At 46.8% G+C, this 17292-nt stretch carries 15 protein-coding genes; 5 read left to right on the plus strand and 10 right to left on the minus strand.

What is annotated here, in order from left to right:
• Positions 1–188 precede the first annotated feature (188 nt).
• The 3 genes from aceE to lpdA are packed head-to-tail and all read left to right on the plus strand — an operon-like array spanning position 189 to position 5992.
• Complete coding sequence (gene aceE, locus ICV38_RS03930; protein ID WP_215382730.1) at positions 189–2885, plus strand: pyruvate dehydrogenase (acetyl-transferring), homodimeric type; 2697 nt, start codon at positions 189–191, stop codon at positions 2883–2885.
• A gap of 14 nt (positions 2886–2899) precedes the next feature.
• Positions 2900–4201 carry a dihydrolipoyllysine-residue acetyltransferase gene (gene aceF, locus ICV38_RS03935; RefSeq protein ID WP_215382437.1) on the plus strand — a complete coding sequence of 434 codons (1302 nt, stop codon included), beginning with the start codon at positions 2900–2902 and terminating at the stop codon, positions 4199–4201.
• 9 nt (positions 4202–4210) lie between these two features.
• Entirely contained in the window at positions 4211–5992 is a 1782-nt protein-coding gene (gene lpdA, locus ICV38_RS03940; protein WP_215382438.1) for a dihydrolipoyl dehydrogenase, read from the plus strand.
• A 78-nt stretch (positions 5993–6070) separates the two neighbouring features.
• On the opposite strand, the gene ICV38_RS03945 is transcribed toward lpdA, so the two are convergent.
• A complete protein-coding gene (locus tag ICV38_RS03945) occupies positions 6071–6625 on the minus strand; it encodes a phasin family protein (protein ID WP_215382439.1) in 555 nt (184 codons plus the stop codon).
• 198 nt (positions 6626–6823) lie between these two features.
• Between ICV38_RS03945 and ICV38_RS03950 the strand changes: the two genes are divergently transcribed.
• The gene (locus ICV38_RS03950; protein WP_215382440.1) at positions 6824–7711 is read left to right on the plus strand and encodes a DMT family transporter; all 888 of its coding nucleotides are present in this window, start codon (positions 6824–6826) and stop codon (positions 7709–7711) included.
• Positions 7712–7819: 108 nt separating this feature from the next.
• The gene (locus tag ICV38_RS03955; protein ID WP_215382441.1) at positions 7820–8824 is read left to right on the plus strand and encodes a serine hydrolase; all 1005 of its coding nucleotides are present in this window, start codon (positions 7820–7822) and stop codon (positions 8822–8824) included.
• A gap of 10 nt (positions 8825–8834) precedes the next feature.
• On the opposite strand, the gene ICV38_RS03960 is transcribed toward ICV38_RS03955, so the two are convergent.
• From ICV38_RS03960 to ICV38_RS04000, 9 genes are all read right to left on the minus strand, one after another.
• Positions 8835–9659, minus strand: coding sequence for an IclR family transcriptional regulator (locus ICV38_RS03960; RefSeq protein ID WP_215382442.1), 825 nt, complete (start codon positions 9657–9659; stop codon positions 8835–8837).
• Between the two features lie 119 nt (positions 9660–9778).
• Positions 9779–10813 (minus strand): quinone-dependent dihydroorotate dehydrogenase, encoded by a 1035-nt coding sequence (locus ICV38_RS03965; protein ID WP_215382443.1) that lies wholly within the window; start codon positions 10811–10813, stop codon positions 9779–9781.
• 9 nt (positions 10814–10822) lie between these two features.
• Complete coding sequence (locus ICV38_RS03970) at positions 10823–11569, minus strand: arginyltransferase (RefSeq protein WP_215382444.1); 747 nt, start codon at positions 11567–11569, stop codon at positions 10823–10825.
• Complete coding sequence (gene aat, locus ICV38_RS03975; RefSeq protein WP_215382445.1) at positions 11566–12303, minus strand: leucyl/phenylalanyl-tRNA--protein transferase; 738 nt, start codon at positions 12301–12303, stop codon at positions 11566–11568. The genes ICV38_RS03970 and aat overlap by 4 nt, the downstream gene beginning before the upstream one ends.
• 9 nt (positions 12304–12312) lie before the next feature.
• Complete coding sequence (locus tag ICV38_RS03980) at positions 12313–12867, minus strand: NUDIX hydrolase (RefSeq protein ID WP_215382446.1); 555 nt, start codon at positions 12865–12867, stop codon at positions 12313–12315.
• 9 nt (positions 12868–12876) lie between these two features.
• Positions 12877–14697 (minus strand): chorismate-binding protein, encoded by a 1821-nt coding sequence (locus ICV38_RS03985; protein ID WP_215382447.1) that lies wholly within the window; start codon positions 14695–14697, stop codon positions 12877–12879.
• Positions 14698–14711: 14 nt separating this feature from the next.
• Positions 14712–15287, minus strand: a complete 576-nt coding sequence (locus ICV38_RS03990; protein ID WP_215382448.1) for a peptidylprolyl isomerase — start codon at positions 15285–15287, stop codon at positions 14712–14714.
• 40 nt (positions 15288–15327) lie between these two features.
• Positions 15328–15957 carry a 2-hydroxychromene-2-carboxylate isomerase gene (locus ICV38_RS03995; protein WP_215382449.1) on the minus strand — a complete coding sequence of 210 codons (630 nt, stop codon included), beginning with the start codon at positions 15955–15957 and terminating at the stop codon, positions 15328–15330.
• A gap of 18 nt (positions 15958–15975) precedes the next feature.
• A complete protein-coding gene (locus ICV38_RS04000; RefSeq protein ID WP_215382450.1) occupies positions 15976–17289 on the minus strand; it encodes a replication-associated recombination protein A in 1314 nt (437 codons plus the stop codon).
• Positions 17290–17292: the final 3 nt, after the last annotated feature.

A 17292-nucleotide genomic window follows, 5' to 3' on the forward strand; every position in this document is an offset into this window, starting at 1 on the left:
AGACCCTGAAAATCTCATTTTTGGACCTTAAGAGCTGATTCTATATGCATCGCAATATAATCCCACATTATGAGAAATATTATCATTATGTGGAAAATTGCTTGTTTACACCCATATACCTTCCTAGAATGTTGCCTATAGAGTGAATGACTCATATTGATGTACTGAATAACTATTGGAGACAAGTTATGGCTGCGGTTCCAGATCAAGTTTTAGGTAAGCAAAATCTACAGGATGCTGATCCTGGTGAAACACAAGAATGGCTGCAGGCCCTAGATGGCGTTATTCACAATGAAGGTCCACAGCGTGCGGCTTATTTAATTGATCAGCAAATTTCTCATGCACGTGTAAATGGGGTAGATCAACCCTTCCATGCAGAGACTCCTTATATCAATACGATTCCAGTGGAGAACCAAGCACGTTTGCCGGGCGATCAAAACGTAGAGCATCGTATTCGTTCGTACACTCGTTGGAACGCGATGGCCATGGTGCTTCGCGCAAATAAAGATACCAACGTCGGTGGACACATTTCTTCTTTCCAGTCTGCGGCAACTTTGTATGACGTTGGTTACAACCACTTCTGGCATGCCCCATCTCCAGAGCATGGTGGTGACTTGATATTTGTACAAGGCCACTCAGCTCCAGGTGTATATGCGCGTGCATATATGTTGGGTCGCTTAACAGATGACCAGTTAGACAACTTCCGTCAAGAGGTTGGCGGTAAAGGTATTTCTAGCTATCCACACCCTTGGTTAATGCCGGACTTCTGGCAGTTCCCAACAGTATCGATGGGTCTTGGCCCAATCATGGCGATTTACCAAGCGCGCTTTATGAAGTACTTAAGAGACCGTGGCTTTATTCAAGAGCAGGGTCGCAAGGTTTGGGCTTTCTTGGGCGATGGTGAAACTGACGAGCCAGAATCACTTGGTGCCATCGGTATGGCTGGGCGCGAGAAGTTAGATAACTTAATCTTTGTAATCAACTGTAACTTGCAACGCTTAGACGGTCCAGTCCGCGGCAACGGCAAAATCATTCAAGAACTTGAAAGCGAATTCCGCGGCGCTGGCTGGAACGTCATTAAGGTTGTGTGGGGCGGTCAGTGGGATGCATTGTTTGCTCGCGATAAGAAGGGCATCTTGATGCAGCGTCTCGGCGAGATCGTTGACGGTCAATATCAAACCATGAAAGCGAAGAACGGCGCTTATGTTCGCGAGATCGTATTCAATACACCAGAACTCAAAGCGTTGGTGAGCGACTGGAGTGACGAAGAGATTTGGCAGTTAAACCGCGGTGGCCATGATCCACATAAGGTCTATGCAGCATTTCATGCAGCAGTAAATCACAAGGATCAACCAACTGTCATTTTGGCTCACACCATTAAGGGTTACGGTATGGGTGGTTCTGGTGAGGCGATGAATATTGCTCACCAAGCGAAGAAAATGAATGACGACGACGTGCGCCGTTTCCGTGATCGTTTTGAGATTCCAGTGAAGGACGAGCAGCTCGAAGAAATGCCTTTGGTGAAATTTGCAGAAGGTAGTCCAGAACTTGAGTACATGAAAGCGCGTCGCCAGGAGTTGGGCGGTTACTTGCCACAACGCCGTGCTAAGGCAGAGAGCTTGCCAGTACCAGCATTAGATGCATTTGCACCATTGCTAGAGGCAACCACTGAAGGTCGTGAGATTTCTACTACGATGGCCTTTGTTCGTCTGCTCAATACCGTAGTACGTGATAAGACTATCGGTAAGCGCGTAGTACCCATCGTGCCAGATGAGTCCCGTACCTTCGGCATGGAAGGCATGTTCCGTCAACTGGGTATTTGGAATCAGTTGGGACAGCTTTACACACCAGAAGACCATGATCAATTGATGTTCTACAAAGAAGACAAGACTGGTCAGATCTTGCAAGAGGGTATTAATGAAGCGGGCGGCATGTGCGACTGGATCGCCGCTGCAACTTCATACTCTACTCATGGCGTACCCATGTTGCCGTTCTACATTTTCTACTCGATGTTTGGTTTCCAGCGTATTGGCGACTTAGCGTGGGCAGCTGGGGATATGCGTAGCCGTGGTTTCTTGCTCGGCGGCACTGCAGGTAGAACGACTTTGAACGGAGAAGGCCTACAGCACGAAGATGGCCACAGCCATCTGTGGAGTGCTGCAGTACCAAACTGTATTAGTTATGACCCGACCTTCGCATTTGAATTAGCAGTAGTCATTCAGGACGGTATGCGCCGTATGCTCGAAGTTCAAGAGGACGTGTATTACTACGTGACCTTGATGAATGAGAACTACGCTCATCCAGCAATGCCAAAGGGTGCAGATAAAGACATCATCAAGGGCATGTACAAGCTCAAGTCTGTTGGCGATAACAATGCCAAGTTACGTGTTCAGCTCTTAGGCTCAGGCACGATCTTCCGTGAAGTCATTGAAGCGGCTGAGATGTTGCAAAAAGATTGGGGTATCGCTTCTGATTTATGGGGTTGCCCAAGCTTTACCGAATTGGGTCGTGATTGGAATGCAGTGCACCGCGCCAACTTACTCAACCCAACCCTAGCGCCAATGCTTTCTCATGTGGAGAAGTGCTTGAAAGACACTGCTGGTCCAATCGTTGCGGCCACGGACTATGTGCGCATGTTTGCAGAACAGATTCGTCCAGCAATTCAGCATATGGGCCGTCGTTATGAAGTTTTAGGTACCGATGGTTTCGGTCGCTCTGATACTCGTGAAAAACTTCGTGACTTCTTTGAGGTAGATCGTCGCTGGGTAGTGATTACTGCATTGAGATCTTTGGTTGACGCAGGTCAGCTTGATCGTCAGAAATTGGCCGATGCTATTCAGAAGTATGGCATCGACACTACTAAACCAAATCCAATGACGGTTTAAAGCGAGATTAATTCATGAGTCAAACTATTGAAATTAAAGTACCAGACATTGGTGACTATAAAGATGTGCCAGTCATTGAGGTTCTTGTTAAAGCAGGCGACAAGATCGAGAAAGAGCAATCTATCGTTGTGCTGGAATCTGATAAAGCCACAATGGATGTTCCTTCCTCACACTCTGGTGTGGTGAAGGAAGTCAAAGTCAAAGTTGGTGACAATCTTTCTGAAGGATCAGTCGTAGTGATCTTGGAAGGTGGTTCTGGTCCAGCAGCAGCCCCTGCTCCAGTAGTTGCATCGGCGCCATCGGCTCCAGCAGCTACTAAGGCAGTTGAGCCTCCAATTGCTAGAGCACCAGCTCCTCCTCCAGTGAACGGCACTCCTGCGCCAGCAGTTGATGCGACCTTAAGTCACGCCAGCCCATCAGTGCGTAAATTTGCCCGTGAACTTGGCGTTACGATTACGCAAGTCAAAGGCTCGGGCCCTAAGGGTCGTATTACCCAAGAAGACGTACAAGCATTCGTAAAAGCAGCCATGAGTAGTGGCGCAGGTATTCCTGCCGCAGCTTCAAGTGGCGGCAGTTTAGGCGGTCTCAATTTGATTCCATGGCCTAAAGTGGATTTCACAAAATTTGGTGAGATTGAGCGTCAACCTCTTAATCGCATTAAGAAGCTCACAGCCGCCAATCTGGGTCGCAACTGGGTAATGATTCCTGCTGTGACCTATCACGAAGATGCAGATATCACTGACCTCGAGGCTTTCCGCGTCCTCACTAATAAAGAGAACGAGAAGAGGGGCGTGAAGATCACTATGCTCGCGTTCTTAATGAAGGCTGCGGTAGCTGCGCTTAAGAAATATCCAGAGTTCAACAGTTCTCTTGATGGCGATGATTTGATTCTCAAGAAGTATTTCAATATCGGCTTTGCTGCCGATACTCCAACTGGTTTGGTAGTACCAGTTATTAAAGATGCTGATCAGAAAGGCATCTTCGAGCTCGCCAAAGAAACTTCTGAATTAGCTGCACTGGCTCGTGATGGCAAATTAAAGCCTGATCAAATGCAGGGCGCTAGTTTCACGATTTCTTCATTGGGCGGTATTGGTGGCACTTATTTCTCACCAATTGTGAACGCTCCTGAAGTCGCTATTTTAGGTGTTAGCAAAGCAGCAATGAAGCCAGTATGGGATGGCAAACAATTTGTGCCACGTCTGATTTGCCCATTGTCACTTTCTGCGGATCACCGCGTAATTGATGGTGCTTTAGCGACACGCTTTAATGTGTATATCGCTCAACTCTTAGCCGACTTCCGTCGCGCTTCTCTGTAAGGAGGGTCTATGGCTAAGCAAACGATCCTTGTTCCGGATATTGGCGACTATTCAGATGTACCCGTCATTGAAGTATTGTTAAAAGTGGGTGATACGATTGAGAAAGAGCAGCCATTGCTCGTTCTTGAGTCAGATAAAGCAACAATGGAAGTTCCTGCAGATGCGGCTGGAACTATCACTTCTATCTCGGTAAAGTTAGGCGATAAAGTCAGCAAGGGAACAGTCATTGCTGAAATTGAAGCTAGCGCAGCAGCGCCCGCAGCAAAACCTGCCTCTGCTCCAGCTCCAGCCGTTGCCGCAGCACCAGTTGCCATGGCTCCTGCTCCAAAAGCAGGGCAGTACAGTGGCAAGGTTGATCACGAGTGTGAAGTATTAGTTCTTGGTGCAGGCCCTGGTGGTTATAGCGCGGCATTTCGTAGTGCTGACTTAGGCATGAACACCATTTTGGTGGAGCGTTATGCCACTTTAGGTGGCGTTTGCTTAAACGTGGGTTGTATTCCATCCAAAGCATTGCTACACACTACTGCAGTCATGGATGAAGTCAAGACCATGGCTAAGCATGGCATTACCTTTGGTGCACCGAAGATTGAGATTGATCAATTGCGTGGTTATAAAGAGTCTGTCATAGCCAAATTGACTGGTGGTTTAGCGGGCATGGCTAAGGCACGTAAAGTAAAAGTGGTGCGTGGCCTTGGACGCTTCTTGGATGCAAATCATGTCGAGGTTGAGCTCACCAGTGGTGATGGCCAAGACTTAACCGGTCAAAAAGAAGTAGTACGTTTTCAGAAAGCCATCATTGCGGCTGGTAGTCAGCCAGTGAAGCTGCCTTTCTTGCCCGAAGATCCTCGCATTGTGGATAGTACTGGCGCTTTGTTGCTCAAGAGCATTCCAAAGAGAATGCTTGTGATTGGTGGCGGCATTATCGGTTTAGAGATGGCGACTGTATACAGCACTCTGGGATCACGCATTGATATTGCCGAAATGATGGATGGTCTCATGGCTGGAGCGGATCGTGATTTAGAGAAAGTCTGGGAGAAGTTCAATGCCGGACGCTTTGAGAAGATTATGCTCAAGACCCGCGCCGCTAAAGCAGAGGTGAAGCCTGATGGCATTCAAGTGAGCTTTGAAGGTGAAAATGCACCAACAGAACCACAAACCTATGACCTGGTATTGGTAGCAGTCGGTCGCACACCAAACGGTAAAAAGATTGCCGCCGATAAAGCCGGTGTTCAAGTTGATGAGCGTGGCTTTATTCTGGTAGATAAGCAGATGCGTACTAATGTACCGAACATTTTTGCGATTGGTGACTTGGTTGGTCAACCGATGTTGGCTCATAAAGCAGTGCATGAGGGTCATGTAGCAGCTGAAGCAGCAGCTGGTGAGAAGTCATACTTTGATGCCAAGCAGATTCCATCCGTTGCCTATACAGATCCTGAGGTAGCTTGGGCTGGCCTCACTGAAGAGCAGTGCAAAGCTCAAGGCATTGCATACGAAAAAGGTTTGTTCCCGTGGGCGGCAAGTGGTCGTGCGATTGCCAACGGCCGTGATGAAGGTTTTACCAAACTCATTTTTGATGCTAAAACCCATCGCATCATTGGTGGCGGTATCGTCGGCACTCATGCTGGCGATCTAATTGGCGAAGTTTGTCTTGCTATTGAGATGGGTGCTGATGCAGTTGATATCGGTAAAACTATTCATCCGCATCCAACCCTAGGCGAGTCAGTTGGTCTAGCTGCTGAGTCAGCTCATGGCCATTGCACAGACTTGCCACCAGTCAAGAAGAAGTCCTAAAGACTTTAATTTCAAAAGGACTGCAAAAGCAAAAGCCCCGAGAGATCGGGGCTTTGCATTACAAGAGAGGTCTTGTAATTATTTTTTCTTAGATGCTTTGCTGGCAGCACTAGCTGTCTTTGATACTGTATCAGCTGCGGTGTTGATATTGGTTTGCGCAACTTCAACTGCATGCTTGACTGCCTTTTGACTAGTTTCAAAAACATTGTTTGCAGATGCGATCGCCTGTTTGAGTGCTTGAACGGCAGCATCAGAGCCAGCTGGAGCATTCTTAGTCCACTCTTCCACTAATGCATTCATTTTCTTCTGGCCAGCAGCAAACTCTTTTTCTGCAGACTTAGTGAAGCTGTCTTGAGTCTCATGAGCTAACTCATACAAATGACGGCTATAGGAAATAATTTTTTCAGCAATTGGCTGAACAGTCTCTGCTTGATGAGCGAGGAGCTGTTGAATATCTTTTACTTCTAAAGCTTTTTTGGCGTTGTTAACGCTCTCACTCAAGCTTTGCTTAGCAATTGCCAAGTTCAGCTCGACTAATTTTTCAATGCTTTGGAGTGCTTGACTAGTCAGACCACTCAAGGTCTCTAGATTTGCTTTTTGTGCTGCGGCGATTTGTTCTGGCGTTAAATTCATCTCAATCCCTTTCTGTGGGTTCGCTGAGTTCACTATGATCTCGCTAGCCCTTTGCGTCAATCAATGATTTATGAATCATTATATTGCAACGCACCATAAATAATGGCTATTGGGCTTTCCGGCATGGAGGAGCATCTGTAAAAAGAGCCTAAAATGATGGATTACATTAAAAATCTCAATAATTTCAGCTAGTTACCAATGAAGCTTAGTTTAGACAACGTGATTGCGCCCATCTTTGTGTTGATTTGGAGTACTGGGTTTGTGATTGCGCGTTTGGCTATGCCTTATGTAGAGCCGGCTACCTTTCTATTCTGGCGCTTTGCAGGGGTAATTGCTGCAATGGTAGCCCTAAGTCTAGTTTGGCGCATTTCTTGGCCTAGCTGGTCCCAAACCAAGCATATTGCTGTGGCTGGCATGCTCTTACAGTTTGGCTACTTACTTGGAGTGTGGTTTGCGGTCAGATTGGGCATGACCGCAGGATTAGTGGCCATCATTGTTGGCTTACAGCCAATCTTGACCGCCTGGTTTGCTGCATGGATCTCTGAGAAGGTAAGCTCGCGTCAGTGGATTGGCTTGTGCTTTGGCTTTGCTGGAGTTGCCTTGGTAGTTGCCGAGAAGATTGGCTTTAACCATATCCCTTTGGTAAGTTACATTCTTGCATTTATCGCTTTACTATCCATTACCTTTGGTACGCTGTATCAAAAAAAATATTGCCCAGTCTTTGATCTGCGCGCAGGCTCTTCTATTCAGTTCGGTATTTCAGCAATACTGTGTTTCCTCTGTATGTATTTCTTTGAAACCGGTGTCATGGTTTGGAATGTACCAGTGGTGACTGCCTTGTTATGGGCGATCTTCCCCTTGTCGATTGGTTCCATCAGCCTGTTATTCATGATGATCCGTAAAGGGGCCGCCACTAAAGTAACCAGTTTGCTGTACTTGACTCCGCCAACCACAGCTGTAATGGCGTGGCTCTTATTTGATGAGCCATTTACACTCTTGATGGCATTGGGTCTGTGTTTGACGATGACTGGTGTAGTGCTGGTCAATGCCCGTCAGAATAATGCCGTTGCCACCATTGCGGAGTAGGTGTGGAGTGAGGGGAATGATTTAACCAAGATGGGGCTCAGAAATCAGTTTTGCCTTGGGAAATTAATTATCATTCCGTATGTTGAAAGTTTTGGAAGGTCTTTAGGGATGCGTTTGAATCGTTTTTGGCTCTTTGCCGTAGCCTTGGTTTTTGCCTGTGGTGCATTCAATATTGCGCCGGCAATTGCCGCTAGCAAGGATAAGGACAAACAAACCAAAACCACTAAAGTGGTCGTCAAGTCTCCCAAAAAACCAAAGACGGTTCGCGTTACCGTTACCCGTTCTGCTGGGCCTGTAGTTGCAGGACCTCCGTCGCTTGCCACCGCGTTAGGTTTGCGTGGACAACACGATGATCTGAGTTTGCAGTCTAGTGTTGCAATGGTGGTTAATCAAGATACCAAAGAGGTCTACTTTGAAAAAAATCCTACGGTAAGTTTGCCAATCGCATCCATCACGAAGTTAATGACCGCGATGGTAGTGCTCGATTCCAAATTACCCTTAAATGAAACCATCATCATCAATGAAGAGGACGTGCATATATACAAGCACTCTCGTTTAGCAGGCGGTACCGCATTAAGCAGGGAAGACGCTTTACATCTTGCCTTGATGTCCTCTGAAAACCGTGCTGCCTATACCTTAGGTAGAAATTACCCAGGGGGTATCCCAGCTTTTGTCGATGCTATGAATCGTAAAGCAAAAGAGTTGAATATGGATCACTCGCACTTTGCTGATCCTACTGGTTTGCTCAGTGAGAACGTGGCGAGCGCTGAAGACTTAACTCGAATGCTCAATGCTGCTTATCAATACAAATTGATACGAGAGTTTTCTACTTGGCCAGATTTAACAATGGTCATTGCTAAGCGCCCACAAAAATTCTTGAATACGAATCGTTTAGTGCGCTCGGGTGATATGGATATTGGCTTGCAAAAGACTGGCTTTATCAATGCCGCAGGTAAATGCTTGGTGATGCAGGCCCGAGTGAATAACACACCACTATTGCTAGTGTTCCTTGATTCAGTTGGAACACAATCGCGTTTTGCTGATGCGGTGCGGGTACGTGATTGGTATGAGCGCATGCCTTCTGGTGCGCAGCCGATTCGTCGCTTAATGTAATGTGAGCGAGCTAGGCTGCAGTGCCTGGCTCAGCAGACTTGGGTTTGTAGCCCATTCCTTTAGAGATTTGCAGGGCAGTGTCCTGCAGTGAACGCAACCAATCTGCCTGAATGCGGTCGGTAGGGGCGCTTAAAGACAGACCTGCAACTAATTTTCCAGTGTCATCCAAGATGGCTGCAGCAATGCAGCTCACGCCCAACTCTAATTCCTCATCATCTCGTGCATTGCCAACTCTACGAACATGATTGAGCTCAGACTCTAGCTTAGCCAAATCGGTAATGCTGTTGCGAGTATGTCCTGAGAGGCCTGTGCGAGTCACATAGGCACGAACTTGATTGGCATCATCACTCGCTAAAAATAATTTACCCACTGAGGTGAGATGCAAGGGGGCGCGTCCACCGATTGCGCGCACGACTTGCATTCCAGAACGTTCGCTGTAGGCACGATCAATATAAACAATCTCATCACCTTGGCGTACGGATAAATTGACTGTTTCACCAGTGAGTTTATGCAGGGTGCGCATAGGTACTTGAGCAGCTTCACGAACTGAGAGACGGGCCTTAACCAGGTTACCCAACTCCAAGAGCTTGAGTCCAAGGCGATAAGTGCCGCCATCACCACGCTCAACCAATCTGCAGGCAACCATATCATTCAGAATTCGATGAGCGGTAGAGGGGTGAAGACCTGTTTCTTCGGCTAGGTTCTTCAGACTGCTCGATTCTTCATGGACGGCTAGGGCATCAAGTAAATTCATCATGCGCTCCACCACCTGGATTGCTGTTTTAGCAACTTCCCCAGTGTCCTTAGAGGTTTTGACCGTTTTACTTGTACTCATAAAGGGTATTGTAGCGATTTCAGACCATATTGCATATTATGAAATGCATTTTGATGAGCTAACTACTGATCTGCCCCTGATTGAAGCGGAAAAATTAGAAAAAGTCGCTTAAAAGACTCTCAGCCGTTTCTCAGTGCCTTGGCGCACTCATTCACAAGATCAGGACCACGATAGATGAGTCCGCTATAGATCTGAACTAAGCTGGCGCCAGCGAGAATCTTTTCTCTCGCATCAGCACCAGAGAGGATGCCGCCAACTCCAATAATGGGTAGATGATTACCAAGTCTCGCCTTGAGTGCTTTGATGACAATATTGGATGCAGTGCGAACGGGCGCTCCAGATAAGCCACCAGTTTCTTGACCGTGTTCCATGCCTTGGACGGCATCGCGGGAAATGGTCGTATTTGTTGCAATCACTGCATCAATACCAAATTCCATCAAGAGATCAGCAATGAGATTGATGTCGCCTTGGTCTAGATCGGGTGCAATTTTTAAAAAGAGTGGTTTACGCACGCCAAAGCGATCGCTCAAGCGTTTGCGTGCATCGTCTAGGCTGCTCAGTAATCCGCGGAGCATTTCTTCGCCCTGTAAGGCGCGAAGGTTCTGTGTATTGGGGGAGGAGATGTTGACGGTAATATAGGTAGCGATTTCATAAACCGCTTCCATGGCCAGAACATAGTCATTTGCAGCCTCTTCAATCGGTGTGCTGGCGTTCTTGCCAATATTTAATCCTAATACTTCACCGGCTTGCCAAAAGCGTGAACGACGAACCCTTGCGACACAGGCCTCAACGCCATCATTATTAAAGCCCATGCGATTAATGATTGCTTGAGCTTGGGGCAATCGAAACATGCGCGGCTTTGGATTACCTGGTTGGGGGCGGGGTGTAACAGTGCCGATCTCTAAGAAGCCAAAACCTAATGCCGCTAGAGCATCAATATGTTTTCCATCTTTATCTAAACCTGCAGCAAGGCCAACAGGATTGGCAAAAGTGATGCCACACAGTGTTTGAGGATCAGCAACAGGCTTGGTGATGAACTTGTCTAAAAGACCCCAGCGTTGAGCGCGATCTAAATTGCTTAGTGTGAGATTGTGGGCTTTCTCAGGATCTAAACAAAATAGCCAAGGACGTAAGAGGGAATAGCGATCGATCATGGATGGATATTATGAACCAGCTAGAGCTTGCCAATGATCATCCACTAACCCTTCCATGGGCTGATATTTGACCTTATAGGACATCTTCTCGCTTTCCTTGATGTAATAGCCAAGGTAGAGGTAGGGCAGATTTAATACTTTGGCTTGTTCTATTTGCCACAAAATACTGTAGCTACCAAAGCTGGCCGAATGATCAGAGGTGTCGTAAAAGGTGTAGACCGAAGAGATGCCTTGCTCCAGGATATCGATCATGCTGACCATGCGCAGTCTTCCTGGGTTTGGGTCATGAGCTCCATCTCTAAATTCAACAATGCGAGAATTCACCCGGCTTTGCAGTAAGAACTGCATATACTGGTCTTGATCATCGCTATCCATCTCACCACCAGAATGACGATCATTTTGGTAGCGTTGATACAGTTCGTAGTGCTCTTCTTGATATCCTAAGTTCAGTACAAATGCTTCTAGTCCTGAATGTTTTTTCCAGGCACGACGTTGGCTACGGGTCGGTGCAAATTGATTTACTAAAATGCGCGTAGCAATGCAAGCCTTACACGCGTCACAATACGGGCGATAGGTGTACAAACCGCTACGACGAAAACCCGCATTGAGTAATTCGTTATAGATATCTGCATGAATAAGATGAGATGGGGTGGCTACTTGTGAGCGTGCAGTTTTATTGGGTAAGTAACTGCATGGGTAGGGCGCAGTTGCATAAAACTGAAGTGCTGTTAAGGGAAGTTCTTTAAGCCGAGTCATAGCCAGTGGGTCAAGATGTTCTTATCAAAATTCCAAGGTTTCTCAATATTAGATTGATTTAGAGATATTTGCAGTTGCTGCAAAAATTTCATTCTAGCGATTGGGGCAGCCCCTAAAGAGGATAGGTGGGCAGTTTCCTGTTGGCAATCAATCATGGCTACCTGATTCTGGATGCACCAGGCACTGAGGGCTGCAAGCGCTATTTTGGAGGTATTTGGTTTACGGCTAAACATCGACTCTCCAAAAACCATGCCCCCTAGAGCGACACAGTAAAGACCGCCAATAAGGTTGCCATTTTCTACCAAGCCAATGCTATGAGCATGACCTTGCTCATGAATGGTCGTGTAAGCATCCATAATTTCATGAGTAATCCAAGTACCATCTTGATCTTTGCGCGCGCTAGTTGCACAAGCTCTAATCACCTCGCCAAAATCCTGATCTACCAATAGTTGACTTTGGGTTTCTTGGCAAAAATGCCGAATGATTTTTCTGAGGGAATCGCTGCACTTAAAGTGATTGGGCTTTAAAACCATTCGCGGATCAGGGGACCACCATAAAACGGGTTGCTTATCTGAATACCACGGAAAAATTCCCAGTTGATACGCTTGTAGTAATTGGCCTGGATAGATGCGCTCGCTAACCGCAATCAGCCCAGGAACGCTAGGATCTGGATCGGCGCAAAGCAAAGGGTCTGGAAAGGCATCGTGCGGTCCTAGCCAAGTAATTTGACTCATGTAAAGCGATCAAATTCTTTCAGAGGGCAAAACATCGCGACTGCGCACGTGAAATTCACCACTCAATACACCTGCTGCGCGATCAGCGAAAAACCATTTTAGGGTTTGCTTGACTGTAGGGAAGGCTAACTCTCCCCAAGGTATCTCATGTTCATGAAAGAGAGCTACTTCAAGACTTTCTTCGCCTGCACTAAATTTGGGTGTGGCCATAGTAGCGAGATAGAACAGATGAACTTGTTCTGCATGAGGCACATTGAGTAAAGAATAGAGTGGGCCAACTTCAACAATCGCTCCCGCTTCCTCAAAGGTTTCTCGAGCAGCGCCATGGCTAGTGCTCTCACCCAATTCCATAAATCCCGCAGGAAGCGTCCAATAGCCATGGCGAGGTTCAATTGCCCGACGGCACAACAACACTTGATCCCCATATACCGGAATGCTACCCACTACATTTCTGGGGTTTTGATAATGAATGCTGCCACAAGCTTCACAGACATGACGTTCGCGAGAGTCATCTGCTGGAATTTTGACAGTTAAGGTTGCAGCGCAGTTGGGGCAAAACTTCATGCAAGCTTTCTAAAAGTGGGCTTTGATAGCGCCTCGTAAGGCATTGCTAAGAATAATCTCATCAGCCATTGAAACATCTTTAATAGTCAGGTTAGCTTCGCGGGCATTAAATTTTGGGTCGGCTAGCAATTCAGCACGCTTCACGCCTGGCAATAGGCCTGCTGATACTGGTGGGGTGAGCCATTCAGAGCTTCCTTGGGGTTTAATAAATACGCTGGTCCTACCGCCTTCTGTCACAAAGCCTTGTTCATTAATAAACAATGCATCAAAGCCACCGAGTTTGACTGCGGCCTGCCAAGCAGCATCGTAAAGACTGCGATGACTCACTTTGTGGTGTAGTAAAAGGTTGCCAGATTGCATGGCGCAGTCGTCCACTAGGATATCTTTGGCCCAGAAAATCTTGACTGAATCTTCTAAGGGGTCCAGGGCTCCAGTTGAGGTGGTAAGCCCACCATCTTCCGCAAGATCAAGTCGTAATCTGAATGCAATGCTTGGATCAAGAGAGTTGCAAGTTTCAAGAACCACTTTCTTTGCCTTGGCTCGATCAAAAGGAATTCCTAGGGCAAGGGCCGATGACTGCATGCGATCTAAATGCTGCTCTAAGCGCTCTGGTGAGTTATTTAATACTGCAATCGTTTCAAATAATCCTGTTGCGCTTGGAAGATTCATTAAGAATGCAGATTTAATTTGACACTCTTGCCACTCTTGCTGCGCATCAGAGTCAATCGTAATGCCGGCGCCAACCCCCAGCGTAAAGGTGGGGGTGTCTGTAGCATCTTCAGCTTGAATTTCAAGTGTCCTAATAGGTACGCTAAATGCAAAGTCACCATTAGGATCAAGCCATCCTAGGGCGCCGCAATAATAGCCGCGATCTTCCGGTTCAAGTTCTTGAATGATCTCCATACTGCGCTTTTTAGGAGCTCCGGTTACCGAGCCACATGGAAAAACTGCGCTCAAAATATCGCTTAAGGTGATGCCTGGTTTTGCTTGCCCTTGTACGGTAGAGGTCATTTGCAAAACATCACCATGTCTTGCTACTTCAAATAAGTTGGGAACAGTCACGGTATTAGGTAATGAGATGCGGCTCAGATCGTTTCGTAACAAATCCACAATCATGACATTTTCAGCCTGATTTTTTGGATCATCTGATAAAGAGCTAGCAGTATCTGACAGTGCACTAGCCGTACCCTTCATTGGCATTGCTTTTAGTACATCGCCTTTACGCTCAATAAAGAGTTCGGGCGATTGTGATAGAAGGTAATGTGAGTCTTGCTCTATATATGCCCCAAAGCGACCAGGTTGGCGCTCGCGCAGTCTGTTGTATAGGGCTAGGGGAGCGCCATAAGCTTTTCCAGTAATGCGATAAGTATGATTGATCTGATAGGTATCGCCATTACGAATATATTCTTGGATCTTCGCTATATCAGCAATAAATTGCGCTTGTGTAATGGATTCGTGTAGGTCGGATACGCCGGCAATTTTTTCAGAGTCCTGAAGCCTGTTGAGTTCTTGAGTAATGCAATGCTCAACATCTTCTTTGGATAGCTTCTGAAAACTCTTAAATGACCAAGCCTCAATCAGAGGATGGGGGCTACCTACTACCCTTTGGGGGAGTTTGTGAATCAATCTACCCATCTCATAAGCAAAGGCAGCAATAACATACTGACCTATGTTTAAAGCTTGGGATATCTCATCTAAACATTTTTGAATGGAAGAGCGATCAACTGATTCATTGCCACTTGGCAATATGCGCCAGTACTGTAGTGGCGCTTCATACAGTCGACTGGTTGGATTGGCCGCCGTGCTTTGGGCGTCATCGAGCAAAATCATGGCGGCTAGTCTAATTATTTGAGAATGGTGGCAGATTCAATCACGACTGCCTTGGTTGGCACATCAGCCATTCTGCCCATGCGTGGCGCAGGTGCAACCATGGTCGGTACTGTGCGAATGGCATCAATCGTTTTTGTTCCAGAGATGACTTTGCCAAAAACGGTGTAGCCATTACCCATAGCATTAGGGTAGTTAAGACCCTCGTTATCTTTTACGTTAATAAAAAACTGTGCAGTAGCAGAATCTGGGTCAGAGGTGCGCGCCATTGCAATAGTGTAAGTATTGTTTTTGAGACCATTATTAGCCTCTGAAGCAACTGGTGCATCGGTTGGCTTTTGCACGAGGTCAGGGGTAAAGCCACCACCTTGAATCATGAAGCCATCAATCACACGATGAAAAATAGTGCCATTATAAAAACCGCTTTTTACATAGTTCAAAAAGTTGGCAGTTGTTTTAGGCGCCTTAACATCATCGAGCTCTACAACAAAACTACCCATATTAGTTTTGAATTCGACCTTGGGGCCCGCCATAACGGCTTGGCTGACAAAGCAGCTGGCGATGAGAACGATACTGGCAAAAAGTTTACGCATGATGGCTCCTGGACTTGTTGTAATTAGGAAGATTGTATTGCTAGGGGGTCAAACCATTAGGAATACTGCCAGCATATGCATATGAAGTTTCCTCAAACATCCCTGGTCTAGCGAGATAGTCAAGCACCCAGTCAATCGTATCAACCCCCCAAAAACAATGTTGATTGACGATTAAAGCTGGCACACCAAATGCACCTGCAATTTTCGCTTGATTGGTATTGCTAATGAGTTGCGCCTTGATCTCGGGGCTATCTGGCTTGGCGGTATCGGCCGGTAGGCTCAAGTAGAGACAAAACTCCGACCAAGACAGGTTGGGATCTTTACCTTCAACCCAAACATAGTCAAAAGCGCGTTCAACCATAGACCAATCAGCATTTTTCTCAACGAGTAATCGCTGAGGCGCAACCGTCATGAACGGATGGTGCTCTGGAAATCGAAAGGGGATCCCTAACTTTTCTGCTTGCCAAATACAAAACTGATAAGTATGAGGGCGCTTTGCAGCAACTTCACCAGGCCCTTTATTCTCTGCAGCTCTGAGAAGTCCCCCTAATAAGATGGGAACGGGAGTGATCTCCAATTTTTTCTCAAGACGTTCGCGTTGCTTAATGTACAGGTAAGCAAATGGAGAAACGATGTCGTAATAAAAGGTGGCAGAAATCTTAGCGCTCATTTTGAATACCCGTAAGACCTATTTCTTTTGATGTTCGGCATCAAGTTGGCGTAAAAACGCTATCTTTTCTTTTATCTGAGCCTCTAAACCGCGCTCAACGGGCTCGTACCAATGCGGCTGCGCCATGCCTTCAGGTAAATAAGATTCACCTGCAGCATAACCATGAGGCTCATCATGCGCATAGCGATATTCTTTGCCATGCCCAAGCTCTTTCATGAGTTTGGTTGGCGCGTTGCGAAGATGGTTCGGTACGGGTTTCGATTGGTCATTGGCAACATAAGCGCGCGCAGCATTAAATGCTTTGTAGCTGGCATTGCTTTTGGATGCTACTGCTAAGTAGACAACCGCTTGACCTAAAGCGAGCTCACCCTCTGGTGAGCCGAGTCTTTCAAAGGTGAGGGCAGCATCGTTGGCTAATTGCATTGCACGCGGATCTGCAAGGCCAATATCTTCCCAGGCCATGCGAATAATGCGACGCGCTAAATAGCGTGGATCGGCTCCACCATCGAGCATCCTGCAAAACCAATACAGTGCTGCATCAGGGTCAGATCCCCTGACGGACTTATGTAGGGCTGAGATTTGGTCATAGAACTGATCGCCACCTTTGTCAAAGCGCCTTGCTTGCACGGTGAGTGCATTTTCAATAAAGGCTTGATCAACTACTTTTACTGATGAGCCCGGGGTCAATACTGCATTACGAACCTGCTCAACTAAATTCAGCAGACGACGCGCATCACCATCAGCATGATTAATGAGTGCATCAATCGCTGCTGCATCAAACTGAATGTCTGGCATGGCATATTGATGAGCACGCTCAAATAATTGCTTCAATTCATCGGCGCTGAGAGACTTAAGAACATAAACCTGTGCACGTGAAAGTAGGGCGGAGTTCACTTCAAAAGAAGGATTCTCGGTGGTCGCTCCGATGAAGGTGAATAAGCCAGACTCCACGTGAGGTAATAAAGCATCCTGCTGACTCTTATTAAAGCGATGAATCTCATCCACAAACAAAATCGTTTGTTTACCGTATTGCGCCATATTTTGTTGGGCTTGTTCTATCGCCTCACGAATTTCTTTTACGCCAGCAAGCACCGCAGAGATTGCGATGAACTCACGATCAAAGGCTTTGGCAGAGAGGCGAGCGAGGGTTGTTTTACCAACGCCTGGAGGCCCCCACAAAACCATGGAGTGTGGCTTACCGGAGGCAAAAGCTAAATTAAGAGGTTTACCTATTGCTAATAAATGGGTCTGCCCAATGACTTCCTCAATCGATTTTGGGCGTAGTGCTTCCGCTAACGGTGGCGGTGGCGTGCTATCAAAGAGACCGCTCATTCC

This window comes from Polynucleobacter sp. MG-6-Vaara-E2 (assembly GCF_018687695.1).
GTDB lineage: Bacteria > Pseudomonadota > Gammaproteobacteria > Burkholderiales > Burkholderiaceae > Polynucleobacter.